The organism is Mesorhizobium sp. P2_A12 (assembly GCF_056405075.1).
In genome coordinates this window covers 265,951-292,245 of record NZ_JBFUCU010000003.1, presented here as the reverse complement: position 1 = coordinate 292,245, position 26,295 = coordinate 265,951, and the positions used below count along the sequence as shown (strand labels likewise).

Sequence of the window (26,295 nt, the reverse complement as noted above, 5' to 3'; positions counted from 1 at the left end):
TTAACGTCCCATCAAGGTTAATGCATCATTTTGCTCTCCAGTGGGGTCAGTCGCGTTCCTGGAGAGAGTTCCGTGCATCGACGTGTGTTGAAGCGGCTTGCGGCCGCCGCCGGTGAGAAAAAACGTGGCTTTCTGACCCCGTTCGTCATCGGTCTTGGCATCTGGATCGGCTTTCCGACCGTCGCCGCCTACCAGGACATGACCAGCTTTGTCTCCGGCCTCGAAACGTCGAACACCCGCTGGAATTCCTACGTCGAGAAATCCGTCGCCGGCTCGACCCATGCGGCCGAGATGCCGTTCGTCGATTCCGACGTCACCGGCTCCATCTCCGGATCGGGCGTCCATCTGGCCGGCGTAGGCAACGTGTCGTTTCGTGGCAAGGGCGGCAAGGTCAGCGGCACGCCCGACGAGGATCGCATCGTGCGCGCCGAGAAGAAAGGCCGCATCGTTCAGGTTTCTCCCGTCGCGCCGCCGAAGAATTTCAATGCCGGCTCGATCTTCGAGCGCACCTCCTCCTTGCTGCGGCCCAGCATGGACAGCGGCCTGAAGATGGCCTTCGCCAAACCGCAGATCAAAGGCAAGGAAATCCAGATCGCCGCGGCATTCCATGCGCGTGAGGACAAGAAGCCGGACCCCGGCGTTCCGGCCATGCTTGCCGCGCTGGTCAACAATGACCATCCCGATGTGCTGGCGACCGCCTATGCTCAGGCCGAGCCCGACTATGCCAAGGCATCGCCCTTCGAAGCCCTGCTTCAGGACGAGCAGCCCAATGACGGCCGCTTCATCCCGCCGATGGCCAAGGGCGACCACTCGTGGATCCAGAACCCGCTGCCGGCGAGTGTCTTCTCCAAGAAGGAGCAGGCATGCCTTGCCAACGGCATCTATTTCGAGGCGAGAAGCGAATCCGTGCGCGGCCAGGCCGCCGTCGCCCAGGTCATCCTCAATCGCGTCCGCAACCCGGCCTATCCCAATTCAATCTGCGGCGTCGTCTACCAGAACGACAGCTGGTTCAACCGCTGCCAGTTCTCGTTCGCTTGCGACGGCAGGAGGAAGCGCATCGACAGTCCCGTCGCCTACAAGACCGCGCAGGATATTGCCATGGCCGTCACCGCCGGCAAGATATTCATCCCCGAGGTTGGATCGTCGACCCATTACTACGCCCAATATGTGCATCCAGGCTGGGCGCGCACGATGCAGAAGATGACCAAGATCGGCCTGCATATCTTCTACCGCACCCATGGCGGCGGCTGGAGCTGAGCGCCGGACAGTCGCCGATCTTTTCGCGCTGCGCGCAGTCGATCGAACAGCCAACGCCGTGGGGATTCGTGCAGCGCATCCCCGTCGTCGTGGCGGGCACGATGTCGCACCTTTATAACTGATTGATTTTGTTGCTTAAAATACATGACAATGAACTTCCGCCCGTGGCTTGACTGGCGCAAACCCTCTAACTATGTTGCCGGCGACTTTAGAAGCGGACGGACGGTGACGGTCTGACCGGGCAGGGGGGTTGCGATGGCCGATAAAAACAGGCCAGACGGAACCGGAGAAACCGGCCGCGGCAAGCAGCATGAAACCGAAATCCGCGACGACGATCTTGAGCGCCGCCGGCGTGAACTTGAAGCATCGCTTGCGACAAGGCGGCCGGACCGGCTCGAGGGGAAAGACGACGCGAAAGCGGGCAGTGTGGCCGGTTATGGCCAGGCGCTCAAACTCTCCAGCGAGTTCATCGCCGGAGTGGTGGTGGGTGCCGGCATCGGCTGGATCATCGACCGTCTGGCGGGGACATCGCCATGGGGTCTGATCGTGTTTCTACTGCTGGGCTTTGGCGCCGGCGTGCTCAATGTCATGCGTTCCGCGGGCGTTGTGGCAGAATTCGGACAGGGCGATAAATCGCGCCGTGACCAAGACGACAGGAAATGACCGCGCTTCATGTGTGGTAATGGTAACGAGGCCGTACGCGGCATTGACGGGGTTTGAACGTGGCAGCTGACAAGGTCGATCCGATCCACCAGTTCCATATCAACAAGCTGATACCGATCGAGATCGGCGGCTACGACCTGTCTTTCACCAATTCGGCGCTGTTCATGGTCGCAACCGTGGTCGTTGCGGCGGCGTTTCTGTTCCTCACGACCTCGAGCCGCAGCCTGGTTCCCGGCCGGCTTCAGTCGGTCTCCGAGATGGCCTATGAGTTCGTCGGCAACATGTTGCGCGATGCCGCCGGCACGCAGGGCATGAAGTTCTTCCCGTTCGTGTTCTCGCTGTTCATGTTCGTGCTGGTCGCCAATCTGCTTGGCCTGTTCCCGTATTTCTTCACCGTCACCAGCCATATCATCGTCACCTTCGGCCTCGCGGCTTTGGTGATCGGAACCGTGGTCGTCTACGGTTTCATGAAGCACGGTCTGGGCTTCCTGAAACTGTTCGTGCCGCATGGCGTGCCGGTGTTCCTGCTGCCGCTGGTGGTGCTGATCGAGGTGATCTCCTTCGTGTCGCGCCCAGTCAGCCTCTCGGTTCGTTTGTTCGCCAACATGCTCGCCGGCCACATCACCCTGAAGGTGTTTTCCGGATTTGTCGTCAGCCTGAGCGCGCTGGGCGCGGTCGGCGTGGCGGGCTCGGTCCTGCCGCTGGCAATGGCGGTAGCGCTGACGGCACTGGAACTGCTGGTCGCTTTCCTGCAGGCCTACGTCTTTGCGGTGTTGACCTGCATGTACCTCAACGACGCCCTTCACCCCGGGCACTGATCAAGAGTTTCCGGCCCAAGGGTTTCCAACATTGGCGCCGGATAGAATCGCAACGGAATTTTAGATCCAAAGGAGTTGAACAAATGGACGCAGAAGCAGCAAAGTACATCGGCGCCGGCATCGCTTGCCTGGGCATGGGTGGCGCGGGCATTGGCCTCGGCAACATCTTCGGCAGCTACCTGGCGGGCGCTCTGCGCAACCCGTCGGCTGCTGATGGCCAGTTCGGCCGTCTGATCTTCGGCTTTGCCGTGACCGAAGCTCTGGGCATTTTCTCGCTTCTCATCGCGCTTCTGGCCCTGTTCGGCTGAGCTAAGCGTTGGGAAGATTGGACAGGCCGGCCGCGCGAGCGGCAGGCTTGAATTTCGGGGATAGTCCATGTTCGTGACATCTGCCTTCGCGCAAGAGTCCGCACCTGCAGCCGACACCAGCCACGCTGCGACGGAAGGCGACACGCATTCCGGCACCAGCGTGCCTGCCGAAGCGCACGGCACGTTTCCACCATTCGATCCTGCGACGTTCCCGTCGCAGCTTCTGTGGCTGGCGATCACTTTCGGGCTGTTCTACCTCTTCCTGAAGCGGGTTGTGATGCCGCGCGTGGGGGGCATCATCGAGGTCCGCAACGACCGCATCACCCAGGACCTCGACCAGGCGAGCAAGTTGAAGGGCGAGGCCGACGCTGCCGTTGCTGCCTACGAGCAGGAACTGGCGGAAGCCAAGACCAAGGCCAACGCGATCGGCCAGCAGGCCAGCGATGCGGCCAAGGCCGAAGCAGAGACCGCACGCAAGAAGGTCGAGGCGGCCCTCGACGAGAAGCTTGGCGAGGCCGAAGCCCGCATTTCTTCCATCAAGGCCAATGCCATGAAGGAAGTCGGCAGCATCGCCGAGGACACCGCTTCGGCCATCGTCGAGGCACTGGTCGGCGGCAAGGCCAGCAAGGCCGAGATCGCGGCCGCGGTCAAATCCGTGGCCCGGTGAGGAGCGCATCATGGATTACACATCTCTCGCGACGCTCTGGGCAACGATAGCCCTCATCATCTTCCTCGGCGTCGCCGTCTACATCAAGGTGCCTGGCATGATCGCCAAGGCGCTCGACGCCCGCGCCGCCAGGATCAGCAACGAGCTGGATGAAGCGCGCCGGCTGCGCGAGGAGGCCCAGCAACTGCTCGGCCAGTACCAGCGCAAGCGCAAGGAAGCCGAGCAGGAGGCCGCCGACATCGTCGCCGCCGCCAAGCGCGAAGCCGACATGCTTGCTACGGAAGCGCACAAGAAGACCGAGGACTATGTCGCCAGGCGCACAGCACTTGCCGAACAGAAGATCGGCCAGGCCGAGCGCGACGCCATCAGCGAAGTCCGTGCCAGCGCTGTCGACATCGCGGTCGAGGCCGCGCGTGCGCTGCTCGCCGGCAAGATGGACGCCAAGGCCGGCGCCGACCTCTTCAAGGCCTCGCTGGTGGATGTGAAGTCCAAGCTCAACTGAGCTTGTTGTATCGAGCAAAGATCAAAGCCGCCCGGGAAACCTGGCGGCTTTTTGTTGTGGAAAACCGATTGGCGAAACGGCTGAGCGGGTTAATTTCCGTCAAGGGGGAGAACGGCTGTCACCGCCGTCAGCTCAGTCCAGGCCGGCGAGGCTCTCTTCCTCAACCGCTTCCGCACAACCCAACCTGAACGGCGCGAAGGACACGCGGTGCAGTCGCGCCACCGGCCCATGCGCTTCGATCGCCGTGCGATGGCGGGCCGTGGCGTAGCCCATGTGGACCTCGAAGCCATAGCGATCGTGATGGTTGCCGCAGCCGCACATCATGCGGTCGCGCATCACCTTGGCGACGATCGAGGCGGCGGCGATCGATTGCGAGCGCTGGTCGCCCTTGATCAGCGCGCGTCCGGCGCAGGGCAACCCCGGCGGCACGTCGCGTCCGTCGGCGAGCGCGAGCTTCGGTTGGACCGACAGCCCGACCAGGGCGCGACGCATCGCTTCCAGGCTGGCCTTGAGGATGTTGCTGCCGTCGATGCCCTCGGCGCTGATGGACGCCATCGAAACGCCCAGCGCCGAGCCAAGAATACGCACGAACAACGCTTCGCGTTGCAGATGGCTGAGACGTTTGGAATCGTCGAGCCCGTCTGGAATGTTGGCGGGGTCGAGCACCACCGCCGCCGCGACCACCGGCCCGGCCAGCGGACCACGGCCGGCCTCGTCCATGCCCGCCACCGGCCACAGGCCGTCGGCCATCGCCTTCGTCTCGAAGGAGAAATCGGGTTTCTCGATGATCTCAAAGAGAAGCGGAGAATCGGAACGCGCGCGAGCCATGTTGCGGCGAGGTTCGCATCGGGCCCGATTCTCCGCAAGTCCCTCCGGGTCGGGTGGGGCGCCGGACCGGGAGGGCACCGTCTGCAGGCCGGGGCAGGCCGGACGGGATTCTTGTGCCGCGACAGGTCAAACCGCCGCCGGGAATTGCTTTTTCAAAGCAGGGTCAACTGCACCTGGTCCTTGCCGCCGGCCACGAACTGATCGGTCCGAAGCGTGCGCCGTTCGACATTGAGGCCGAGCCGCTTGGCGGTGATCTCGAAGCGCCGGCCGATCTGCCAGGCGTAGGGACCAGCACCCTTCATACGCTTGCCCCATTCCGAATCGTAGTCCTTGCCGTCGCGCATCGAGCGGATCAGCGACATCACGTGGCGGTAACGGTCGGGATAGTGGCGCAGCAGCCAGTCCTTGAAGATCGGACTGACCTCCAGCGGCAAGCGCAGCACGACATAGCCCGCCTCGCGCGCGCCGGCGGCGCGTGCCGAATCGAGGATGCGTTCCATCTCCTGGTCGGTCAGGCCGGGGATGATCGGCGCCACCATGACCGAGGCCGGAATGCCGGCATCCGAAAGCTGCCGGATCGCCTCCAGCCGCTTGGTCGGCGTCGAAGCGCGGGGCTCCATCGTTCTGGCCAGCATGCGATCGAGCGTCGTCACCGACAGCGCCACCTTGGCCAGCCCGCGCTCGGCCATGCGCGACAGGATATCGATGTCGCGCGTCACCAAAGCGGACTTGGTGACGATGCCGACCGGATGGCCGCGCGCTTCCAGCACTTCGAGGATCTCACGCATGATCCGATACTGTTTCTCGATCGGCTGGTAGGGATCGGTGTTGGTGCCGATGGCGATGGTGCGCGGCTGGTAGCTGTCCTTCGACAGTTCCTTGTCGAGTAGCCGCGCCGCATCCGGTTTGGCGAACAGCTTCGATTCGAAATCGAGGCCCGGCGACAGGCCCATGAAACTGTGCGTCGGCCGGGCAAAGCAATAGACGCAGCCATGTTCGCAACCGCGATAGGGATTGATCGACCGGTCGAAGGAGATGTCGGGCGATTCGTTGCGCGTGATGATGGTGCGCGGCTTCTCGACCTGCACCTCGGTCTTGAAGGGCGGCAGTTCCTCCAGCGAATTCCAGCCATCATCGAAGACATGCCGGCTGACCGGCTCGAAGCGGCCGGATGGATTGATGCCCGCCGACCTGCCGCGATTGCGGTCCGGACGGACACGCACGCCACTCTGCTCGATCATCGCATTGGCCATCTCGGCTCTTCCAGCTCCGAAAGCTGCAATGTCGGCGCGCACGATCTGTTCCATCTTCGCCCGCTCCCAGGGACTGTCCATGTTGTGTCGAATCGCTCTGTTCATGAAATTATTCCTATTTCGCCAATGAGAACAAAGCAAGAACTTTTTATGGTGCGCTGCAAAAACTGGCGCTTCTTTCGGCTTTCCGCTATTCGGCTAATGATGCTCAGTGTCCTGATCGAAACCCGCAATGACGAGGAGGGCCTCGCCCGCACGCTCGCCTCGCTGATTGGCGGCGCGGTCGAGGGCGTGGTGCGTGACGTCATCGTCTGTGACACGGGTTCTACCGACCAGACGCATCGTGTTGCCGAGCATGCCGGCTGTCACTACGTGACTGGCGGTATCGCTGCCGGCATCCGCCAGGCCAAGGGTGACTGGCTGCTGCTCCTGGAGCCGGGCTCGCGGCTGATGGATGGCTGGATCGATGCGGTCGTTGCCCACACGGCCAGGCAAACCATCGCGGCACGCTTCTCGCGGGCGCGGGGCAGCCGCACACCGTTCCTGGCCCGGGTGTTTTCGGGAAACCGCGCCTTGGCCGATGGATTGCTGATCAGCAAGCTTCAGGCCGCGGCAGCGTCGAAGCGGGCCGGCAACGCCGAGGCCATCGCGCGCGGCCTCGCGACAAAGCGGCTCGACGCCGAAATCTGGGTGGCGCCGCCGAAGCAGCGCTCCCCGGAGTGATCTTTTTGCAGCTGCTTTCTTCATTGTGCATTGCACAAAATCTGACGTGAGGTTAGTTTCCCGTTCAGACGGGTGGATTGGGTTTGGGTCATGCCGGGTGATGAGCACCGATGCGGCATCGGCGCCCACGCTCATAGCCGAGGACCCGATGAAGCTTTCGACTCCCAACAAATCCGGCGCTGCCAGTCTTGAGGCCGTTGCCCGCAACGGCAGCCTGCTGCGCCGCATCGCCGTGCGCATTCCGACCTATCTGACGGACCTGCGCGAAAACCCTGCCTGGCTGCCGATGTTCGTGCTGGCGCGCACAATGCCAGGACGCCGGATGCATTGGCTGGGCGCAAAACGCGCTCGTCCAGCCCATAATTCGGGGGATACGATGTTTGCCGGCGTCGACCGCCAAACAGTGGTCGAAGCGCTGCGCGCCGACGGGCTGTTTTCGGGCCTGAGGCTGCCACCGGCGATCCATGAAGAGATCGCCAGTTTCGCCCAGCGCACGCCTTGCTTCGGCAATTTCGATCGCCGTCTCGAATTCATGCCGGGTGAACATGCCGAGGCCGAGAAACGTATGGGTCGCTCACTGCTCAGCGGACATTTTTTCGAGCGCATCCTCAACTGCCGGGCGGCGCTCGCCATCCAGCGCGATCCGCTGCTTCTGGATATTGCGGCGCACTATCTCGGCGGCCAGGCGAAACTGATCACGACGCGCGTCTGGTGGAGTTTTCCGACGGGTGAGGCTTCGGACGCCGACAAGAACCTTGCCTCGCTCGGCAAGTATCATTTCGACCTCGACGACTGGCGCATGCTGAAATTCTTCTTCTATCTCAAGCCGGTCGACGCCGACACTGGCCCGCATGTCTATGTCCGGGGCAGTCACAAGCGCCGCAGCCTCAAGCATCAGCTCACCTTGCTGGTCGGCCATCCCGCGCAGGAGGTTCTGGATGTCTACGGCGAGCACAGCCCGGTGACGCTGACCGGTGAAGCCGGTCTCGGCTTCGTCGAGGATCCTTTTGGCTTTCACATGGGCACGGTGCCGGCGCGCACGCCGAGATTGATGATGGAAGTCGGCTTCGGCGTATCGCCGCCCTCACGCCGGCGCTTTCATGGCGAGCCGGTCATCCGCTGAATCAAGCTCGGTTGAAGGCGAACGTTTGCCGCAATAGCATCCGCCGGTACGCACATTGATCGCAGATGCCCTGTCGTGACGGCGATGATCGCCTTCACGCAGGGTACTTTTTCGGTGGTCCGGTTTGAATAGGGTTTCGAAGGGGCCGGTATTATTCTGGCTCGCCAGTCCGGCGTGGAACGGGCGCTTTGCCTCGACTCCTACGTTGCCGATTTTCCGCGCCGTAGATGCTCATCCAGACGCGGCATGATCTCGACGAAGTTGCAGGGCATGTGCCGGTAGTCGAACTGTGCCTTGAGGATGCCGTCCCAGGCGTCCCTGCAGGCGCCCGGCGAGCCCGGCAGCACGAAGACGAAGGTGGCGTTGACGACGCCGCCGGTCGCCCGGCTCTGGATCGTCGAGGTGCCGATCTTGTCGTAGGAGATGCGGTGGAAGACTTCCGAAAAGCCGTCCATGCGCTTTTCGAAGATCGGCTCCAGCGCTTCCGGCGTCACGTCGCGGCCGGTGAAGCCGGTACCGCCAGTGGTGATGACGACATCGATCGCCGCATCCTTCGACCAGCCGAGGACCTTGTCGCGGATTTTTTCGCGGTCATCTGTGACGATATCGCGGGCGGCGAGGACGTGGCCGGCTTCAGTGATGCGGTCGGCCAGTGTCTGGCCGGATTTGTCGTCGGCGAGGTTGCGTGTGTCCGACACGGTCAGCACCGCGATGCGGACCGGGATGAAAGGCCGGCTCTCGTCAATCCTGGCCATCTCAGTCAGCCTCCGATGTCATGCTGCGCGTCGCGGCGACGAACCAGTCGGGCTGGCGGCTGCGGATGTCGGCGGCAGCGCGCTTGGCGACATTGCCGGTCTCGAACAGGCCGAAGCATGTCGCGCCGGATCCGGACATCCGGGAGAATCCCGATCCAGCCTTGTTAAGCCAGGAAAGCGCTCTGCCGATGGCGGGCTGCATCGCCAGCGCCACGGGCTCAAGATCATTGCGGGTGATCTCCAGCCAGTTGCGCAGGCTATGGAAGTCGATGCTGCGCGGCAAAGGCGGCAGTGGCTCATTGTCGCGACGCGACAGTGCCGCAAACACCTCGGCGGTCGAGAGGGCCGTTCCGGGATTGACCAGCACCAGCCCCAGCGTCGAAAAATCCGGCACCATCGACAGCTCGTCGCCGATGCCACGCGCGACCAGCGGCTTGGCCGCCAGGCACATCGGCACATCGGCGCCAAGCGAAAGGCCGATCCGCGCCAGCTCGGTGCTGTCCATGTTTAGGGCCCATGTCTCTGCCAGTCCGCGCAGCACGGCTGCAGCGTCGCTCGAGCCGCCGCCGACGCCGGAGGCAACCGGCAGGTTCTTTTCGAGCCGGATGGCGACCGGCGGGGTTTTCTTGGGCCCAGCCGCTCTTCGCAGGGCGTCGCGGGCCTTGAGCACAAGATTGCTGGCGTCGAGGGGAACGGCCTGCGCGTAGCGGCCAGACACGGTAAAATCATCGCTGTCGGCGAGTGTGATTTCTACCCGGTCGCCAAAACGCGTGAACACCGCCAGGCTTTCGATCAGGTGATAGCCGTCGGGGCGCCTGCCGGTGACATGCAGCGCCAGATTGATCTTGGCGTGCGCATGCCAGGTACGCGACCCGATCTCGGTGTCCACGGCGTCAGTCGTATGCGGGATGATGTTCAGTCCTTGGCCAGCCGGTATTCGCCGGTCTTCGGATCCTTGACCAGCGTACCCATGGCACCGTTTGCCGCCTGCTTTTCGGTGCGCCGCACCTTGGCGGTCACGCGCTCGGCTTCCCGGATGAAGGTGCGGTAGCCGAAATAGGCGGCGACGCCAACGACGGTGAAGAAAATGATCTGCGGCATGTCAAAACTCCTCCCACGCTGGGCCGGCGAAGGCGGCCGGTCGGGTCGGTTGATGCATGTCGCCCAAAAGTGGATCCGATTTTGGGAAAACGACATGCAAGACTTCAAGTCTCTCATGCTAGACGGTTTTGCCCGGTTTTCAAAGCCCGAAGCGAGACCACAACGCGCGCTCTTCCGCCGCATCGATCACGCCGCTGGCGGCTGCCGCGGCGATATCGGGCACTGAGAAGCCCTTGCTCGAGCCGAACAGGCCGAACCGGCTGAGGAAACCGCGCGGCGCCGTGACCAGCCTGAGCTGGGTCTTCGGTCCGAAACGGGTCTTGAGCACCGTGCGCATGTCGCCGAGTGCATCGATCAGGCCGAGTTCGAGACCCTTCATGCCGGTCCAGAACAGACCGGTGAACAGATCCGGATCGTCCTTCAGCTTCGTGCCGCGCCTTTCCTTGACGAGGTCGATGAACGTGCCGTGCACCTCGAGTTGCAGCGCTTTCAGGCGCTCGACGTCTTCCTTCTTCTCCGGCTTGAACGGATCGAGCACGGCCTTGTTCTGGCCGGCGGTGTGGACACGGCGCTCGACACCGATCTTCTTCATCAGTTCCGGGAAACCGAACGAGGCCGAGACCACGCCGATCGAACCGACGATGGAGGACGGATCGGCGAAGATCTCGTCGCCGGCAACCGCGATCATGTAGCCGCCCGATGCCGCTACGTCCTCGACGAAGACCAGCACTTTCTTGTTCTTTTCGCTCGCCAGGTCGCGAATACGCTTGAAGATCAGCCGCGATTGCACCGGCGAGCCGCCTGGCGAATTGATCGAGATGGCGACCGCCGGCGCGTCGTAGGAAAACGCCTTCTCGATGAGGCCGGCGGTCGAGGCCAGCGACAGGCTCGGCCGGAACTGGCCACCCCCGGGCATGATGGTGCCGTGCAGCCGGATGACCGGAATGGTGACGACGGTGGAGCGCCAGGACTTCGGCAGCAGGCGGTTGAGTCGTTTCACGAGGGCGCGGTCTCCGGTCGATAGGTTGCACGCATGTAGGAACTTCGCGGCCAACGGCAATGTGGCCGGTAAGAATAGCTCAATCTCCGAACAGCGAAGCGAGGCCGTTGGCAATCATTTCGCTGCGCTCATCAGGTCCGTCGCCCGATTGCGCATGAAGCATCAGGGGAGGGCGGATGGCGAGCTTCCCTCGCACCCCGAGCGCAGCCCTGACGACGATGCGGATCGCCGCCGCGTCGGGGCGGGGATGGACAGCCAGGATCTCGGCATCGCCGAAGCGGCCGGACATTGCATCGAGAATGGCGCCGAGCTGCTCGGGCCGGGCGATGACGGCAAGGCCGCCGCGCGGCCTGACTACAGCGGCAGCGCTGCGGATCCAGCTCTCGAAAAGTCCGTCCTCGGTAACGTGGGCTTCCTTTCTCAGCCGATCCGGCGTGGCGCGGTCCCGCGCGGCGTTGAAGGGCGGGTTCATGATGACGAAGTCGAAGTCATTGTCGGCGAGGCCGGCCGCTGCCCGCGCCCGTCCCGACACGGTGACATCGGCGATGAGCACCGAGGCACGGTCACTGAGATGGGCATTGCCGGGATGGGCAAGCGTTGCCGCGGCGAAGGCAGCCATTTCCGGCGCCCGTTCGACCAGCACGGCCACGGCCGCAGGACAGCGCGACAGCACCGCAAGGCCGGCGGCCCCGGCGCCGGCGCCGAAGTCGGCGAGACGTCCGCCGAAGGAGGATGGCACGGCCGCCGCCAGCATCATGGCATCCATGCCGGCGCGATGGCCGCCTTGTTTGGGCTGCACGAGCCAGAACCGACCGCGATGGAAGGCATCGACCGTATGGGCCGGCGTGTCCGGGGCAAGGGTGGCCGGCGCGGCGGACATTATTTCCCGCGGATCTCGTTGGCGATGCCGGCATCCGTCAGGATGCGCCGTGCCGCGTCGGCCTGGTCGGCATCGACCATGATGCGTCGCGGCAGGATACCGAGCGAGCCGTCGAGCACGCTCATGTTCTGGTCGGCGACGAAGCAGCCGATGCCGGCATCGCGCATCAGCGATTCGACAAAGGAGATGATGACGGCGTCGTTGGTGCGAATGAGCTCTATCATCGGGCGAAACTCTCAGTTTGCAGCGCATATGTAAACGGGCAGGCGGATTTCCGCCACCAGGCAGGCCCGCTCTTCCGGCAGGGTTGACAGGCTGTCATCGCCGCCGCGCCAATTCGCCACTTGCCGTGGCCGTGTCTGCCGCCCTAGAGTCCCTGCAGGGACCAAGGGTGCCGTCGCACGCGTTATACCAAGACGGGAGTGATTGTCGTGGGTGTCGTTCTCAACATCGAAAACGGGAAGCGGGAACCCGCCTCCATCAAGGATTTGATCGATCTGACGGCGGCCGATATGGGACGCGTCAACGAATTGATCCTGTCCAAGGCCGGCTCCGACGTCGAGATGATTCCGGAGGTTGCCAACCATCTGATCTCGTCCGGCGGCAAGCGGCTGCGGCCGATGCTGACGCTCGCCGCCGCGCAGATGTTCGGCTATGCAGGCGAGGGTCACGTCAAGCTCGCCACGGCGGTCGAATTCATGCACACGGCCACGCTTCTCCACGACGACGTCGTCGACGAAAGCGGCATGCGGCGCGGCAAGAAGACCGCGCGCATGATCTGGGGCAACCAGGCCAGCGTCCTGGTCGGTGACTTCCTGCTCGGTCAGGCCTTCCGCATGATGGTCGATGTCGGCTCGCTCGAAGCGCTCGACATCCTGTCGAGTGCGGCCTCGATCATCGCCGAGGGCGAGGTGATGCAGCTTGCCGCCGCCAAGAACCTCGAAACCACCGAGGACGAGCATTTCGCCGTCATCAAGGCCAAGACCGCGGCGCTGTTTTCCGCCGCTGCCGAGGTCGGCCCGGTCATTGCCCAGGCGACCCGCAACGACCGTGCGGCATTGCGCTCCTACGGCATGAACCTCGGCCTTGCCTTCCAGCTGATCGACGATGCGCTGGACTATGGCGGCACCAGCAAGGATCTGGGCAAGAATGTCGGCGACGACTTTCGCGAGGGCAAGGTGACCTTGCCGGTCATCCTCGCCTACCGGCGCGGCACCAAGACCGAGCGCACCTTCTGGAAGCGCGCCATCGAGGACAATGTCGTCGATGATGCCGGCCTGGAAAAGGCGATCGGCCTGATGACCCGCCACGGCGCCATCGCCGACACGATCGGGCGTGCCCGCCACTTCGGCGAGATCGCCCGCGACGCGCTGGCGCCGCTGGAAGCGACGCCGCAGAAATCGGCGCTGATCGACGTCATCGATTTCTGCATCAGCCGGGTGAACTGAGCGGCTGGCGTTTCGACAGTGGACAGTAAATCCGTTAGTGCTCCTTCTTGAACAGGTCCTGGAAGATCAGCTGGCCCCAAGTGCGGCCGCGTGCGTGCACCAGCGCGCCACCCTCGTTGAGCTTTCCCAGTTTGACGGGTGCGAACCCGAGCTGTTTGGCCAAATCCTCCACGGGAGCGGTCGCATCCTCGTCGTCGCTCGACAGGAAGACGACCCGGTGGCCGCCCTCGACGATCGGATCGCTAGCCAGGGTGGCCGCAACCAGGTGATTGAAACCTTTCACGAACTTGGCGCCGGTGAACGACTTCGCAACGAAGGCGGAGGACGGGAGGCCGTCCAACTCCTCAAGGGGAACTAACGCGTTCATCGCGTCGATGACCGTCTTGCCTTTCCAGCTCGGCAGGGCCTTCGCAACCTCGCGATGTTCCCCGAACGGGACTGCCAAGATGATTGTGTCGGCCTCGAGTGCATCCCGCAGCGACTTGGCGACGACCGTGGGTCCAATCGCCCGGGCCTGCGGCGCCAACGCCTCGGGCGGCCGGCGGCTCGCGACGGTCACGTCGATGTTCTTACGGGCGAAGGCGTGGGCGAGGGCCTGGCCTATCTTGCCGAATCCTACGATCGCGTAGCTCATAATGCTTCTCCTATCGGTGTTGATACTGATTACCCCGGCCTTCGACAGCGCTGGGTTATCCGTTTCGCCGCATGGCGACCTTCGCGAGATCTTCGCACCGCCACCGCAAGTGATGCGTGACATCGGTTCGAATTCCTGAATTGGCGCGTAGTCGTCCTGCGGTGACGAGTTCCGCGCGCCCGGACGGTCAACCACTTCCGGCGATCGGGCGCGATTTCAGATGGCCGAAAAGCCGCCGTCGACAGACAACTCCACCCCATTCACGAAGCTTGACTCGTCTGAAGCAAGAAACAGCGCGACCGCCGCAATTTCCTCAGGACGCCCCATCTTTCCCCGCGGGATCAGAGATTCGAACATCCGCTTCGCCTCCTCCGTGAGAACTTGGTCCTGCATCGGTGTGGCGATCGGCCCCGGGCTCAGCACGTTCACCCGGATATTCCTGCCCTTCAGTTCGTTGAGCCAGGTGCGTGCGAATGAGCGCAACGCCGCCTTGCTCGCCGCATACACGCCGTAACCAGGAAAGCCTTTCACCGAAGCAATTGACCCGGTCATGAAGATCGATCCGCCATCGTTGAACAGCGGCAACGCCTTCTGAACTGTAAACAGCGTGCCGCGCGTATTCAGGCCGAAGGCCGCATCGAAATGCTGCTCGGTAATCTCGCCCAGTGGGACGGCTTCGCCCATGCCGGCGCTCGCGTACAGGACGTCGATCTTGCCCTTCTCTCGCTTGACTGTATCGAACAGACGGTCGAGGTCGCCGAGATTGGCCGCGTCGCCGCGCACGCCGGTCACGTTCCGGCCAATCAGCTTGACCGCCTCGTCGAGCGCCTCCTGCCTTCGGCCCGTGATGAAAACATAGGCGCCTTCTTCAGCGAACCGCCTGGCGCTCGCCAGCGCCATACCGCTCGATCCACCCGTGATGACTGCAACCTTACCGTCTAGCTTTCCCATGACTTTTCCTTTTAGGCTCTGCCTTTGGTCGTTCGGGAGGAACCCCGAGAGCCTCGAAATAAGTCTGCCAGGGTCAGGCTTTGAGTGCGGAAACGCGCACATCGGTGGTGCAAAATCGATCCGGCTGGACGACGACGCCAGCCGCGACGATCGGCGTCCGCCATTCAGGATTGGGCCGCGCTTATCGGCATGGATTATGATCATCGCCGTGCTACCCGCAAACGAGATGCTGTTCGATGTGTTAGATGTGGGCTTTGGAAGGCGCACCGCGCGGTGCGAGATTGCACCATGATCGACTGGGATGACGTTCGCTACTTTCTTGCCGTCGCGCGTGGAGGCTCGGTGCGGGCTGCCGCCGAGCGCCTCGGAGTGAACCACTCGACCGTGCTGCGACGCATCGCCCAGCTCGAGGAACGCCTCGGGGTGCACATGTTCGAAAAGCTGCCTTCGGGCTACCGCCTGACGGCCGCGGGCGAGGAGGTCCTTGAGTTCGCAAACCAGATGGAAGCGTCGTCGCACCTGCTGGAGACGCGCGTCTTCGGGCGCGACCAGAGCGTGCGCGGGCTTCTGCGGGTGACGCTGGCACCGCCCCTCGCGACACACCTGCTCATGCCGGACTTCGCCGATTTCGCGCGTCTGCATCCGGACATCGAGATGGAAATCCTGTCGTCCGGCGAGCTGGCAAATCTGACCAACCGAGAGGCCGACGTCGCGATCCGCGTCGTCTACGACCGCAAAACCCTGCCGCTCAATCTTCACGGCCTGAAGGGACCGGAGCTGTTCGGCGGCGTCTACATGTCTCGCGATCGACTAGCCGCGTGGCGTGCGGGCGCACCTGATCCCATCCGCTGGATCGTCATAAGCATTCATGGAATTCCGGATTGGGCCAGCGAGGGTGAGGTTCGCACCACGGGGGTTCCATTCAGGACCACGGACGCCGAGGCGCAGATCGTTGCTGCACGGCAAGGGCTCGGGATGACGACACTGCCGTGCTTCGTTGGCGATGCCGACCCCCTACTGGTGAGGGTGCCGGGTACCGACCTGCACATGTACGGAACGCTCTGGCTTCTCACGCAGGGGGAGACACGCAAGACGAAGCGCGTGCGGCTCTTCACCGAGTTCGTATCCCGCAGGCTCGCCGCGTACGCTCCGCTTCTCGCGGGGCTGAATGGAGGCGAGAACTTACGCCGACCCCAGCTTGATGACGATCCGACGATGTACCGTTGAGCACCGCCTTCGGGACGATCAAGCGCATGTCGGGCGGTGGAAGGTTCCTCACCAGGGGGCTTAGGGCGGTGAAGTCGAAGCGGCGCTCTCAATCCTTGCCTTCAACATCCTCCATGCCGTGAACGCCGGAGGCTATCACGACACGCAGGTGCAGCGGCCTGCCTTGCCGGGCAAGCGCTGATATCGGAGTCCCAGCGGGCCAAACCTGTGATGCGGACTGAACCTGTGATATGGTTGGCCCGCGCAGGGCCATGACCGGAACTCGAAAACGGAAGACTGTCCCTGGTCGCCATGGTTTGTTAATCGGGTGCCCGGATTGTGAATTCGAGGCGGATTGAAGCGCGACCCCAAAAAGGCCATGCTTTGCCCGGAAAGATCGAGTCTACGCCAATCCCGCTGACGCGGAGATGGCGCCTGGCTGAAAGGGATACGATGCAGCAAGGACGTGCGCGCTGGCTGACAAGGCTGGCAATTGTGACAGGCATGGCGATCTCGGCTTTGCCGGCCTATGCCAAGCAAACCACCGAACCGGTCAAGATCACGTCGTTCTCGGGAGCCTATCTGGCCGCCCGCATCGCCGAAGGCGACAACGACCTCGACAGCGCCATCGCCTACTATAAGCAAGCATTGGCCTTCAATCCGAGCGACACCGGCCTGCAGCAGAGCCTGATGCTATCGCTGATCGCTCAAGGGCGCTTCGACGAATCCCTGGTCTATGCCGACAAGCTCAAGGAAGTACCCGATGTCGAGCGCTTCTCGCGCCTGGCGCTGGCGGTCGATTCCTTCCACAAGAAGGATTTCGCCAAAGCACAGTACTGGCTCAAGCTGTCGCTGGAATCCGATCTCGACCGGCTGATCTCCGGCGTCATGTCCGGCTGGGCCCAACAAGGCGCCGGCCAGGCCAGCGATTCGATGGCGTCCATCGACAAGCTGCAGGGGCCGGATTGGTTCGGCCTGTTCAAGTCGTTCCATCGCGCGCTGATCGCCGACGCGTCGGGCATGCCCGAAAAGGCCGAGGCGATCTACGCCGCGACGATGCAGGATACGGCCGCCGGTGGTGCGGCTCCCGAAACCTGGATGCGCAATGCCCAGGCCTACGCGTCGTTCCTGGCCCGCAAGGGTGACAAGGACAAGGCACTGGCGGTGCTCGACCAGGCCGAGGCGTTTGCGCCGGGCAAGCTGGAAATCCTCGCCTTGCGAGACAAGATCAGCAAGGGCGACAAGATTGCGCCATTCGCTGCCGGCCCGTCGGACGGTGCGTCGGAGATCCTGCTTGATCTCGCCACGGCGCTCAATCGCGGCGGTGGCGAGCCATTCGTCCGTCTTTACCTGCAATATGCCCTGGCCCTGAAGCCTGACAGCGACGCAGCCCTGGTGCAGCTCGCCGCCGTATCCGAACAGCTGAAGGACGGCGAGGGCGCCATCGCGCTCTATCGGCGCATCCCCGACTCTTCGCCGTTGAAAGAGCTTTCAGACCTGCAACTTGGCCTCAACCTTGCCGATCTCAATCGCCAGGACGAGGCGATCACCCATCTGAAGGCTTTCGTCGACGCGCATCCCGACGACATGCGCGCCTATCTGGCGCTCGGCGGCGTCTATTCGTCGAAGGATGATTTCCGCTCGGCGGCCAATCTCTACGACAAGGCAGTCACGGTCCTGAAGACGCCGACTGCCGCCAACTGGAACATCTTTTACCAACGCGGCATCGCCTATGAGCGGCTGAAGGAATGGCCCAAGGCCGAACCGAGCTTCCGCAAGGCGCTGGAACTGTTCCCCGACCAGCCGCAGGTGCTGAACTATCTCGGCTATTCCTGGGTCGACATGAACACGAACCTCAAGGAAGGCCTGGCGATGATCCAGAAGGCCGTCGATCTCAGGCCGAGCGACGGCTACATCGTCGATTCGCTGGGCTGGGCCTATTTCCGCCTCGGCCGGTTCGATGACGCGGTGCGCGAGATGGAACGCGCGGTGTCGCTGAAGCCGGAAGATCCGGTTCTCAACGATCACCTCGGCGACGCCTACTGGCGCGTCGGCCGCAAGCTGGAAGCCACCTTCCAGTGGAACCAGGCGCGCGACCTGAAGCCGGATCCCGATGTGCTGGCCACCTTGCAGCAGAAGCTGATGAAGGGCCTGCCGCCCATCGAATCCAACACGGCGCAGGAAACCCCGAAGGTCAAGCCCGAGCCGGTGCCAGCCCCGAAGGGGTGAAATCGGTTTCTTGGAATGCAAACGGGGCTCTTTTCGGAGCCCCGTTTTCGTTTGCCCGTCCGTCCAAAAACTCAACACCGCCTGTGCGTTGGAAACTACCTCAAAACAGCTTCCGGTAGACGATGAACCCGGAGCGCTCGCCGACCTTGTCATAGAGCTTCATCGCCGTGTGATTGGTCTCATGCGTCAGCCAGTACACCCGCCCCGAACCGGCGGCCTGGGCACGCTCGTAGACGCCCTCTATCAGGGCCCGGCCGATGCCTTTGCCGCGCGAGGCCTCTGTGGTGAAAAGGTCCTGCAGGTAGCAATTCGGCGCGATCGCCGTGGTGCTGCGGTGAAAGAGGTAATGCACGAGGCCGAAAAGCTGTCCCTCGCTCTCGGCAACCAGCGCATGCACCGGCTCATAGGCATCGAAGAAGCGCGACCATGTCATCGCGGTGATCTCGCTTGCCAGCGCCGTCTCGCCCGAGCGGCCGTAAAAGGCATTGTAACCGTCCCACAGCGGCAGCCATTTGTCGAAATCCTGCCGGGCGATGGGACGGATGATGGTGGAACTGGGCATGATTGAACCTGTTGTCCTGACACTTTGCGGTACGAGCAGACCGCAGGCGCCCATGGCCGGCAATGGGCCAGTCGCTCGCAAAGCTTTCAACATCATCGGCGGGCTCGCTAGGTCCGCACCCGCGCGCCTTGCTTGACGCTACGCCGCCGGGTCTCTAGGACGTGCCGGCAAGCTAGACTTTGCTGTCGAGGCCCCCGTGACGATTGAAATCCCGACGATTGAAATCCCCGCCCATATGCATCCCAGCCGCTCGTTCCAGGGGCTGATCCTGACCTTGCACAATTATTGGGCGAACTATGGTTGCGTCATCCTGCAGCCCTACGACATGGAGGTCGGCGCAGGCACCTTTCATCCGGCGACGACGCTGCGCGCGCTCGGGCCAAAACGCTGGAACGCCGCCTATGTCCAGCCGTCGCGCCGCCCCAAGGATGGCCGCTATGGCGAGAACCCGAACCGGCTGCAGCACTATTACCAGTATCAGGTGATCCTGAAGCCGAATCCGCCGAACCTGCAGGAGCTTTATCTCGGCTCGCTGGCGGCGATCGGCGTCGATCCGCTGCTGCACGACATCCGCTTCGTCGAGGACGATTGGGAAAGCCCGACCCTGGGCGCCTGGGGGCTGGGCTGGGAGTGCTGGTGCGACGGCATGGAAGTATCGCAGTTCACCTATTTCCAGCAGGTCTGCGGCATTGAGTGCGCCCCGGTGGCGGGTGAACTGACCTATGGGCTGGAGCGGTTGGCCATGTATGTGCAGGGCGTCGACAATGTCTACGACCTCAACTTCAACGGCCGGGAAGGGGCCGACAAGGTCACCTACGGCGATGTCTTCCTGCAGGCCGAGCAGGAATATTCGCGCCACAATTTCGAATACGCCAACACGGCGATGCTGCTGCGCCATTTCGAGGACGCCGAGGCCGAGTGCAAGGCGCTGCTCGATGCCGGTGCACCGGCGTCGAACGACAATCTGCCGATGCACCGCATGGTTTTCCCGGCCTACGACCAGTGCATCAAGGCTAGCCATGTCTTCAACCTGCTCGACGCGCGTTGCGTGATTTCGGTCACGGAACGGCAGAGCTACATCTTGCGGGTGCGCAATCTGGCGAAGGCCTGTGGCGAGGCGTTTTTGAGGACGCAGGCTGGCGGACTGGCGGCCTGAGTTCAGGCACGTTTCATCACGTAGAGGGAAGTGTTGATCGGCAGCATGCCCTGACCGCTGGCACCGTCGATCGTGCGCAATGCCTGCCGAACGCCCGGCATCGAGAAGGCACCGTGAGCCTGCGCGGTGAAGCAGGCAGTGAGTGCTACAATCTGCAGAAGTCTGGATGCCGTTTTCATCGTCGTTCAGCCAATAGTTCCCTACCTGAGCGTGGGTCGCTTCAGCGTTGCGTTCGGTTCATGGAAATCTTTGATCCAAGGACGGGCGTGGTCGCCTCGTCCCGACAGGGCGGCCAAAATTTCCGGAAAGGGTGACAGCGGCCAGCCGAGTTGCTATGCCCCGCGCGGACCATCTTGCCGCGTGAGCCTCATCCATGCCTGACCTGCTTCTAGAACTTCGCTCCGAGGAAATCCCTGCACAGCCGCGCGCCCGCAGCGCCGGAGGCGCGAGGACGCGCAAAGAGGGAGAAGGCGTGCGGGTGGAGAAACTCTGATGCCGGATTTGTTGCTCGAACTTCGCTCCGAGGAAATCCCCGCGCGCATGCAGCGTAAGGCGGCGGGTGATCTCAGGAAGATGCTGACCGATGGTCTGGTCGAGGCAGGGCTGACCTATGAGGCGGCGCGCGAGTACTGGACGCCGCGGCGTCTGGCGGTCGATATCAGGGGCCTGACCGCACGCTCGAAGGATATAAGCGAGGAGATCAAGGGACCGTCGACGACGGCGCCCGAACAGGCGGTGCAAGGTTTCCTGCGCAAGGCCGGGCTTTCGTCTATCGCCGAGGCGCATGTCCATTCCGATCCTAAGAAAGGCGATTTCTACGTCGCCCACATCTCGAAGCCGGGCAGGGCATCGGAAGAGATCATCGCCGAGCTGGTGCCGGGCATCATCCGCGGCTTCCCTTGGCCGAAATCGATGCGTTGGGGGCCGGCCTCGGCCAAGCCCGGCTCGCTGCGCTGGGTGCGGCCGCTGCAATCGATCCTGTGCACCTTTGGCCCGGAGACCGAGGAACCGGTGGTGGTCGATTTCGCGATCGACGGCATCCGTTCGGGCAACATCACCTATGGCCACCGCTTCCATGCGCCAGGCGCCATCACGGTGCGCCGCTTCGACGACTATGTCTCAAAGCTGGAGGCGGCCAAGGTCGTGCTCGACGCCGACCGGCGCAAGGAGATCATCCTTGCCGACGCGCGCAATCTCGCCTTCGCCAACGGGCTCGATCTTGTCGAGGACGAAGGGCTGCTGGAGGAAGTCTCCGGGCTGGTCGAATGGCCGGTCGTGCTGATGGGCGAGTTCGAGGAGGCTTTCCTGGCCATTCCGGCCGAAGTGATCCGGTTGACCATCCGCGCCAACCAGAAATGCTTTGTCACGCGGCCGCAGGGTGCTGCCGAGGGTCTTTCCAGTCGCTTCATCCTCACCGCCAACATCGAGGCCAAGGATGGCGGCAAGGAGATCGCCCACGGCAACGGCAAGGTGGTGCGCGCCCGCCTGTCCGATGCGCTCTATTTCTGGACGACCGACCAGGGCGATTTGCCGGACCTCCATCAGCTCGCGGCATCGGCGGAAAAATTCGGGCTCGATCTCAAGAAACCGCTCGACCAGCGCATGGCGCGCCTCGACCATCTCGGCGTTACCTTCCACGCAAAGCTCGGCACGCAAGGTGAGCGGGTGGAACGGATTGCCCGGCTCGCCGGGGAATTGGCGCCGATCGTCGGCGCCGATCCTGTGCTGGCGCGCCGCGCCGCTGTCCTGGCGAAGGCCGATCTCACCACCGAAGTCGTCGGCGAATTTCCCGAACTGCAAGGCGCCATGGGCCGCAAATACGCGCTGCTGCAGGGCGAGCATGCTTCGGTCGCCGCGGCGGCGGAAGAACACTACAAGCCGCAAGGCCCTTCCGACCGTGTGCCGGCCGATCCGGTTTCGGTCGCTGTCGCGCTTGCCGACAAGCTCGACACGCTTATCGGCTTCTGGGCCATCGACGAAAAGCCGACGGGATCCAAAGACCCCTATGCGCTGCGTCGGGCAGCGCTCGGCGTGGTCAGAACATTGGTCGAAAATGATATTCGACTGGCGCTGACACCCATCGTTGGGAGGGGTTCCGACCTCCTCGCCTTCTTCCACGATCGCCTCAAAGTCTACCTCCGCGACCAGGGTGCGCGGCACGATCTCATCGACGCAGTCATCACATCGCAGTCCGACGATCTGCTGCAGGTCGTCCGCCGTGTCGAGGCGCTTGGTTCCTTTCTCGACACCGAGGACGGCAGGAACTTGCTCGCCGGCACCAAGCGTGCGGCCAACATCCTGGCTGCCGAGGAGAAGAAGAAAACGGTAGTCGCCAAGACTGTTGAGCCGGCGCTGTTTCGCGAGGATGCCGAGAAATCGCTGTTTGCGGCGGTGAATCAGGCTGAGAAGCAAGCCGGCGAAGCGATTCAAAACGAAGACTTTTCCGGCGCCCTGCTGGCGCTTAGCGTGTTGCGTGAGCCAGTTGATTCATTCTTTGAGCATGTTCTCGTGAATGATGAGGACGAGACCGTGCGCGCCAACCGCCTGGCGCTCCTCGCCCGCATCCGGGCGGCCACCGGTCAGGTCGCGGACTTCTCGAAAATCGCGGGTTGAGGCCTGAAAAATTCTGAAGATGGGCCCTTCGAGCCGGCTTACAGTCATATGACGATGATCTCTCCGTGGCAAAAGGGACATGTTCCCCAACCCACGGAGGCTTCCATGAATTCCGATCACGAAATCGAAGTGACAGAAGAAACCCCGGCTCCCGAGGCGCTTGAATCCGCTTCCGAAACCGCCCTCGATCACGCTGCCGCCGCCACGGTCGAAGCGGCCGATCTGTCGGACGATAAAGATGAAGAAGGCGACGATGAAGAAGGCGAAGAGTCTGACGAAGACGACGCCGAAGCCGCCACGCTCTCGGATGACGACGAAGATGAAGAAGATGAGGACGAAGACGACGCCGATGACAGTGTGAAGGCTGAAGGCGACGACGAGAAACCCGAAGAAGACGAATCCGAAGACGACGACAAGGAAGAAGCCGCCTGATTTTCAGCTGCTCAGTCTATCGATGGCAGGGCGGCGCTGACCAGGCTGTATGAAAACATCGGCGCCTCATCTCAGGGGCGCCGTCCCTATTCGAGAATCGTCCTCGTCTCAGCTCGGCCTAGCTAGGCGATTTCGTCGCGCTAACAGAACGCTTATTCCTGACGCCCCATCTCCGCGTGCAACACCTAATGTAGAGCTTCAGCGTATCGGATGATGCTCTGATTTTGGACGTTTTCGACCAGTTCATCCGCACGAGATAAAAGCCGGCGGAGCAAGGGAGAGGAATTTGCCTCGTTGTATCCCAGAGTGAGATCAACTGTCGGAGGCACACCCTCGAGCGCTCGGGCAACAACGTTTGGTGCCAGCATATTTTGCGCATAAAGCGGGACAAGAGTAACTCCGCCCGTAGACGCGACGAGCGACATTGCCGACGATATGTTCTCGCCTTCGTACTTTGCCTTGAGCGTGATCCCGGCCTTTGATGCGTAATCCTGAATCACAGATTGCAATACGGGAGACGTTCTCGCCGAGCTGACGTAAATTTCGTGGGCAAGATCCTGCGGCCGAATCTTTTTGCGCGATGCCAAGCGATGGCCTGCCGGCAGCACGGCGATCAGAGGCTCCCTCGCTAACAATTTGAAGGATAGGCCCAAGCTCTGTTTCTCGGGGCGAAGGAAGGCTACGTCCAACTTCCCGCGCATTAACGCAAGAGCGAGCTCCGGGGAGGACTGACTACACAGCGTGACTTCGATCTCCGGTGCTTCCTCGCGGATCATGCGCAAAAGGTGAGGTAGCCACGTGACCTCCAGCCCAACCAGAAACCCCATAGCAAGTACGGGCCTTTTCGGCTGTGCTGTCCGCCGGGCGCCTTCGGTCGCAGCCTCGACCTGCAGAAGTGCCAGCCGAGCGTGATCCAAAAAAACGCGCCCCGCAGCGGTAAGCACAACGCCGCGCGCCTGCCGCTCCAATAGCTGTACGCCGACTTCAGATTCGAGATCGCGAATCTGCCGGCTCAACGACGGCTGCGAGGTGTTCAGTCGCCGCTGGGCAGCGGTCAACAAGCTGCCTTCCTCGGCAACTGCAATGAAATAGCGTAAATGCCGGAGTTCCATCGGTTCCTCACTATACCTCCAAGGCATAGGTCGAACGTACAAGGTATTTGTCACCGATAGAAGGGAGATTTACCTTCGCGCTAAGGTCAAAGAAGGAGAAAGCAAAATGTCTACAGCATCCAAGCCTACCATCGTGTTCTGCCACGGCATTTGGGCCGATGGTTCGTGCTTCAGCAAGGTGATCCCGGCATTGCAGGCAGACGGACACGAGGTGATTGCTGTCCAATATGGCCTGGATTCATTCGAAGAGGATGTGGCGACGGTCAAACGCACGCTCAACCGCGTCGGCAGCCCGGTCATCCTCGTCGGCCATTCCTACGGCGGCGCCACGATCACGGCTGCGGGCGTCGATGAGCGCGTGATCGGCCTGGTCTACGTCGCCGCCGTCGCCCCGGATGTCGGCGAGACTGTGCAAGACCAGCTCGACAAGTATCCCTCGGACATCTTCTCTCGCGTCGAGGTCACGGATGGGCGCGCCTGGATGCTTCCAAACGGCACCGAGTTCTTCGCCGGTGACCTCTCGGCGGAAGAGCAGAAGCTCGTCTGGGCCACCCATATTGCACCCGTCTTCGATCTGTTCCGCCAGCAGAAGCTGAGCGCCGATCGCATTGCGTGGAAGTCGAAGCCGAGCTGGTATGTGCTGGCTACGAAAGACCACACCGTGCATCCCGATCTCCAACGCTGGGTTTCGAAGCGCATGGGAGCGACCGTCACCGAGGTGACAAGCAGCCATGTGCCGATGCTCTCTCAGCCCGCCGTCGTCATCGACGTAATCCGGAAAGCTGTAGCTGCTGTTCAAAACGGTTGAGAGCAGCCGTCCGACGGATGTAGAGAGACTGCCACAGGGCGGTCTCTCCCGCTCGTGCGAAGCGTTGCGGAACTCCAAAGGCTCCCCCTTCGAGGGATGTGCGCGTGCTCAACGCTCCAGGATTTTTGACACAGCCTGTAACGCGCCGCCCTTTTCTGTCAGATGCTAGCCTTCTCAGTCTTCCAGAATGCTGACGCGCACGCCGTTTTCGTAAACGTCGACCTGGATCAGCGGCTCGCCATTGACGATGGCGCGCTTGGTCGAGGAACTCATCGCGCCGGAGCGCTCCAGCATGCGCTGCAAATCGGCGCGCTGGTCGTTGGTCCTGAACCAGCCATCACCCTCGTCATCGCGGTCGCGACGGTGGAATTTGTGCCAGTTGGCGCGGTCCTGCCGCACCATCTGCGCCGCAGTCTCCAGTGCATAGCCGTCACTCGCCTGATGATCCCGATCGGAAATGCGCGCGACATAGGATCCCAGCATGTCATCGGCATGAGCCGCGCCGGCGCCAAGCCACGACGCCAGCAGAAGCCCGGCCGCAGTGACGGTTTTGAATTTTCTCATGATCAGCCCCCTTACCCCGAACAACAAAAACCCGTCTACCATGGCCGCTTGACGAAATTCGGACAGTTGGCACCCAGCGGCAAAGGACCGAGACGGAGTTTGCCTGCCGATGGTGCGCCGGGCGCTAGACCCCAGTCAAGTCGCAGTCCACCCCCTAATTGGCTTTGCTGACCCCACGAACGGGCTGGGTTGTTGCTCGTGCGGGTGCTTTCGGTGGCGAGGCCGAGTTTGTCCCGGCGTCTCCCGCGGGGGCGGCGGAGGCCGTAGCCGTCGCCGGTGCGGTACCCGTCGCCGGTGTGGTGCCCGTCACAGGCGCGGTCCCCGTCTCTGGAGCTGCGGCTTTCGCCGCCGCGGCGCTTGGCGCCGGCGCAGAGAAGGCGGGACCGACGACCCCGCCGCGAATGATCATAGGATTCTGCTCAAACCCATGCCTGGCCTCGGGCTTGTCGGTGATCGCCGACACCTTTTCATAAGTGACGTCGGGCTGCGCTTCGCCGAGCCCCACGACCGACTGCACATTGCTGGCCTTGGCGGCATCGGCGGTCTTCAGCGGCTTGGCGGCATCGAGCTTGATGATGGATGGTGTCGAGGAAGGCACGCCGGGAAAAACCAGCGACGAGGCCTGTGCCCCTGCGGTCGTCATCGCAAGAACAATCCCCAGCAGCATACGCACAGACACGATGATCCCTCCCCTTTGCCCAG

Annotated in this window: 30 protein-coding genes; 15 read left to right on the top strand and 15 right to left on the bottom strand. The window is 62.7% G+C overall.

Annotation, left to right across the window (positions count from 1 at the left end; all coding sequences use genetic code 11):
- Positions 1-72 precede the first annotated feature (72 nt).
- From AC1DZU_RS08995 to AC1DZU_RS08970, 6 genes are all read left to right on the top strand, one after another.
- Positions 73-1,257: a cell wall hydrolase gene (locus tag AC1DZU_RS08995; protein WP_477283760.1), complete on the top strand. Its 1,185-nt coding sequence runs from the start codon at positions 73-75 to the stop codon at positions 1,255-1,257.
- A 255-nt stretch (positions 1,258-1,512) separates the two neighbouring features.
- Positions 1,513-1,920, top strand: a complete 408-nt coding sequence (locus AC1DZU_RS08990; RefSeq protein WP_184871454.1) for an AtpZ/AtpI family protein — start codon at positions 1,513-1,515, stop codon at positions 1,918-1,920.
- Positions 1,921-1,979: 59 nt separating this feature from the next.
- A complete protein-coding gene (locus AC1DZU_RS08985; protein ID WP_095091979.1) occupies positions 1,980-2,738 on the top strand; it encodes a F0F1 ATP synthase subunit A in 759 nt (252 codons plus the stop codon).
- 83 nt (positions 2,739-2,821) lie between these two features.
- Positions 2,822-3,046 carry a F0F1 ATP synthase subunit C gene (locus AC1DZU_RS08980; protein WP_006206606.1) on the top strand — a complete coding sequence of 75 codons (225 nt, stop codon included), beginning with the start codon at positions 2,822-2,824 and terminating at the stop codon, positions 3,044-3,046.
- A gap of 67 nt (positions 3,047-3,113) precedes the next feature.
- Positions 3,114-3,713 carry a F0F1 ATP synthase subunit B gene (locus AC1DZU_RS08975; RefSeq protein WP_477283757.1) on the top strand — a complete coding sequence of 200 codons (600 nt, stop codon included), beginning with the start codon at positions 3,114-3,116 and terminating at the stop codon, positions 3,711-3,713.
- Positions 3,714-3,723: 10 nt separating this feature from the next.
- Positions 3,724-4,215: a F0F1 ATP synthase subunit B gene (locus tag AC1DZU_RS08970; RefSeq protein WP_477283755.1), complete on the top strand. Its 492-nt coding sequence runs from the start codon at positions 3,724-3,726 to the stop codon at positions 4,213-4,215.
- A gap of 132 nt (positions 4,216-4,347) precedes the next feature.
- Here the strand turns inward: AC1DZU_RS08970 and AC1DZU_RS08965 are convergent, their stop codons facing one another.
- Both AC1DZU_RS08965 and AC1DZU_RS08960 read right to left on the bottom strand, forming a co-directional pair.
- Positions 4,348-5,043: a ribonuclease HII gene (locus tag AC1DZU_RS08965; RefSeq protein WP_477283753.1), complete on the bottom strand. Its 696-nt coding sequence runs from the start codon at positions 5,041-5,043 to the stop codon at positions 4,348-4,350.
- 152 nt (positions 5,044-5,195) lie between these two features.
- Positions 5,196-6,350: a PA0069 family radical SAM protein gene (locus AC1DZU_RS08960; protein WP_477226421.1), complete on the bottom strand. Its 1,155-nt coding sequence runs from the start codon at positions 6,348-6,350 to the stop codon at positions 5,196-5,198.
- A 150-nt stretch (positions 6,351-6,500) separates the two neighbouring features.
- Here AC1DZU_RS08960 and AC1DZU_RS08955 point away from each other — a divergent pair, with 150 nt between their 5' ends.
- Both AC1DZU_RS08955 and AC1DZU_RS08950 read left to right on the top strand, forming a co-directional pair.
- Entirely contained in the window at positions 6,501-7,019 is a 519-nt protein-coding gene (locus AC1DZU_RS08955) for a glycosyltransferase (RefSeq protein ID WP_477284203.1), read from the top strand.
- Positions 7,020-7,167: 148 nt separating this feature from the next.
- Positions 7,168-8,142, top strand: coding sequence for a hypothetical protein (locus AC1DZU_RS08950; protein WP_477284201.1), 975 nt, complete (start codon positions 7,168-7,170; stop codon positions 8,140-8,142).
- Between the two features lie 200 nt (positions 8,143-8,342).
- On the opposite strand, the gene moaB is transcribed toward AC1DZU_RS08950, so the two are convergent.
- From moaB to AC1DZU_RS08920, 6 genes are all read right to left on the bottom strand, one after another.
- A complete protein-coding gene (gene moaB / locus AC1DZU_RS08945; protein WP_477283751.1) occupies positions 8,343-8,897 on the bottom strand; it encodes a molybdenum cofactor biosynthesis protein B in 555 nt (184 codons plus the stop codon).
- A gap of 1 nt (position 8,898) precedes the next feature.
- Positions 8,899-9,786 carry a 4-(cytidine 5'-diphospho)-2-C-methyl-D-erythritol kinase gene (locus AC1DZU_RS08940; protein ID WP_477283749.1) on the bottom strand — a complete coding sequence of 296 codons (888 nt, stop codon included), beginning with the start codon at positions 9,784-9,786 and terminating at the stop codon, positions 8,899-8,901.
- A 26-nt stretch (positions 9,787-9,812) separates the two neighbouring features.
- On the bottom strand, positions 9,813-9,998 hold the full coding sequence (locus AC1DZU_RS08935; protein ID WP_027023000.1) for a membrane protein: 186 nt from the start codon (positions 9,996-9,998) through the stop codon (positions 9,813-9,815).
- 139 nt (positions 9,999-10,137) lie between these two features.
- On the bottom strand, positions 10,138-10,998 hold the full coding sequence (locus tag AC1DZU_RS08930) for a S49 family peptidase (protein ID WP_477283747.1): 861 nt from the start codon (positions 10,996-10,998) through the stop codon (positions 10,138-10,140).
- Between the two features lie 79 nt (positions 10,999-11,077).
- Positions 11,078-11,878 carry a tRNA1(Val) (adenine(37)-N6)-methyltransferase gene (locus tag AC1DZU_RS08925; RefSeq protein ID WP_477283745.1) on the bottom strand — a complete coding sequence of 267 codons (801 nt, stop codon included), beginning with the start codon at positions 11,876-11,878 and terminating at the stop codon, positions 11,078-11,080.
- Complete coding sequence (locus tag AC1DZU_RS08920) at positions 11,878-12,102, bottom strand: putative signal transducing protein (RefSeq protein WP_091576439.1); 225 nt, start codon at positions 12,100-12,102, stop codon at positions 11,878-11,880. The genes AC1DZU_RS08925 and AC1DZU_RS08920 overlap by 1 nt, the downstream gene beginning before the upstream one ends.
- A gap of 207 nt (positions 12,103-12,309) precedes the next feature.
- Here AC1DZU_RS08920 and AC1DZU_RS08915 point away from each other — a divergent pair, with 207 nt between their 5' ends.
- The gene (locus AC1DZU_RS08915) at positions 12,310-13,326 is read left to right on the top strand and encodes a polyprenyl synthetase family protein (protein WP_477283743.1); all 1,017 of its coding nucleotides are present in this window, start codon (positions 12,310-12,312) and stop codon (positions 13,324-13,326) included.
- Between the two features lie 34 nt (positions 13,327-13,360).
- Here the strand turns inward: AC1DZU_RS08915 and AC1DZU_RS08910 are convergent, their stop codons facing one another.
- Together AC1DZU_RS08910 and AC1DZU_RS08905 are read right to left on the bottom strand one after the other, a co-directional pair.
- Positions 13,361-13,960 carry an NADPH-dependent F420 reductase gene (locus AC1DZU_RS08910; protein ID WP_477283741.1) on the bottom strand — a complete coding sequence of 200 codons (600 nt, stop codon included), beginning with the start codon at positions 13,958-13,960 and terminating at the stop codon, positions 13,361-13,363.
- A 216-nt stretch (positions 13,961-14,176) separates the two neighbouring features.
- Positions 14,177-14,911, bottom strand: coding sequence for an SDR family NAD(P)-dependent oxidoreductase (locus AC1DZU_RS08905; protein ID WP_477283739.1), 735 nt, complete (start codon positions 14,909-14,911; stop codon positions 14,177-14,179).
- Between the two features lie 288 nt (positions 14,912-15,199).
- On the opposite strand from AC1DZU_RS08905, the gene AC1DZU_RS08900 reads away from it, so the two are divergent.
- On the top strand, positions 15,200-16,138 hold the full coding sequence (locus tag AC1DZU_RS08900) for a LysR family transcriptional regulator (RefSeq protein ID WP_477283737.1): 939 nt from the start codon (positions 15,200-15,202) through the stop codon (positions 16,136-16,138).
- A 432-nt stretch (positions 16,139-16,570) separates the two neighbouring features.
- Positions 16,571-18,346: a tetratricopeptide repeat protein gene (locus tag AC1DZU_RS08895; protein ID WP_477283735.1), complete on the top strand. Its 1,776-nt coding sequence runs from the start codon at positions 16,571-16,573 to the stop codon at positions 18,344-18,346.
- Between the two features lie 100 nt (positions 18,347-18,446).
- Here AC1DZU_RS08895 and AC1DZU_RS08890 read toward each other — a convergent pair whose 3' ends face one another.
- On the bottom strand, positions 18,447-18,908 hold the full coding sequence (locus AC1DZU_RS08890) for an N-acetyltransferase family protein (RefSeq protein ID WP_477283733.1): 462 nt from the start codon (positions 18,906-18,908) through the stop codon (positions 18,447-18,449).
- Positions 18,909-19,143: 235 nt separating this feature from the next.
- On the opposite strand from AC1DZU_RS08890, the gene AC1DZU_RS08885 reads away from it, so the two are divergent.
- Positions 19,144-20,064, top strand: a complete 921-nt coding sequence (locus AC1DZU_RS08885; protein WP_477284199.1) for a glycine--tRNA ligase subunit alpha — start codon at positions 19,144-19,146, stop codon at positions 20,062-20,064.
- 2 nt (positions 20,065-20,066) lie between these two features.
- On the opposite strand, the gene AC1DZU_RS08880 is transcribed toward AC1DZU_RS08885, so the two are convergent.
- Positions 20,067-20,243, bottom strand: a complete 177-nt coding sequence (locus tag AC1DZU_RS08880) for a hypothetical protein (RefSeq protein ID WP_477283731.1) — start codon at positions 20,241-20,243, stop codon at positions 20,067-20,069.
- Between the two features lie 313 nt (positions 20,244-20,556).
- Here AC1DZU_RS08880 and glyS point away from each other — a divergent pair, with 313 nt between their 5' ends.
- Both glyS and AC1DZU_RS08870 read left to right on the top strand, forming a co-directional pair.
- On the top strand, positions 20,557-22,677 hold the full coding sequence (gene glyS, locus AC1DZU_RS08875; RefSeq protein WP_477283729.1) for a glycine--tRNA ligase subunit beta: 2,121 nt from the start codon (positions 20,557-20,559) through the stop codon (positions 22,675-22,677).
- A gap of 105 nt (positions 22,678-22,782) precedes the next feature.
- A complete protein-coding gene (locus AC1DZU_RS08870; protein WP_477283727.1) occupies positions 22,783-23,109 on the top strand; it encodes an ATPase in 327 nt (108 codons plus the stop codon).
- 185 nt (positions 23,110-23,294) lie between these two features.
- Here the strand turns inward: AC1DZU_RS08870 and AC1DZU_RS08865 are convergent, their stop codons facing one another.
- Positions 23,295-24,221: a LysR family transcriptional regulator gene (locus AC1DZU_RS08865; RefSeq protein ID WP_477283725.1), complete on the bottom strand. Its 927-nt coding sequence runs from the start codon at positions 24,219-24,221 to the stop codon at positions 23,295-23,297.
- A gap of 106 nt (positions 24,222-24,327) precedes the next feature.
- Here AC1DZU_RS08865 and AC1DZU_RS08860 point away from each other — a divergent pair, with 106 nt between their 5' ends.
- The gene (locus AC1DZU_RS08860; protein WP_477283723.1) at positions 24,328-25,029 is read left to right on the top strand and encodes an alpha/beta fold hydrolase; all 702 of its coding nucleotides are present in this window, start codon (positions 24,328-24,330) and stop codon (positions 25,027-25,029) included.
- Positions 25,030-25,203: 174 nt separating this feature from the next.
- On the opposite strand, the gene AC1DZU_RS08855 is transcribed toward AC1DZU_RS08860, so the two are convergent.
- Both AC1DZU_RS08855 and AC1DZU_RS08850 read right to left on the bottom strand, forming a co-directional pair.
- Entirely contained in the window at positions 25,204-25,593 is a 390-nt protein-coding gene (locus AC1DZU_RS08855) for a hypothetical protein (RefSeq protein ID WP_477283721.1), read from the bottom strand.
- A 154-nt stretch (positions 25,594-25,747) separates the two neighbouring features.
- Entirely contained in the window at positions 25,748-26,272 is a 525-nt protein-coding gene (locus AC1DZU_RS08850; protein ID WP_477283719.1) for a hypothetical protein, read from the bottom strand.
- Between the last annotated feature and the right edge of the window lie 23 nt (positions 26,273-26,295).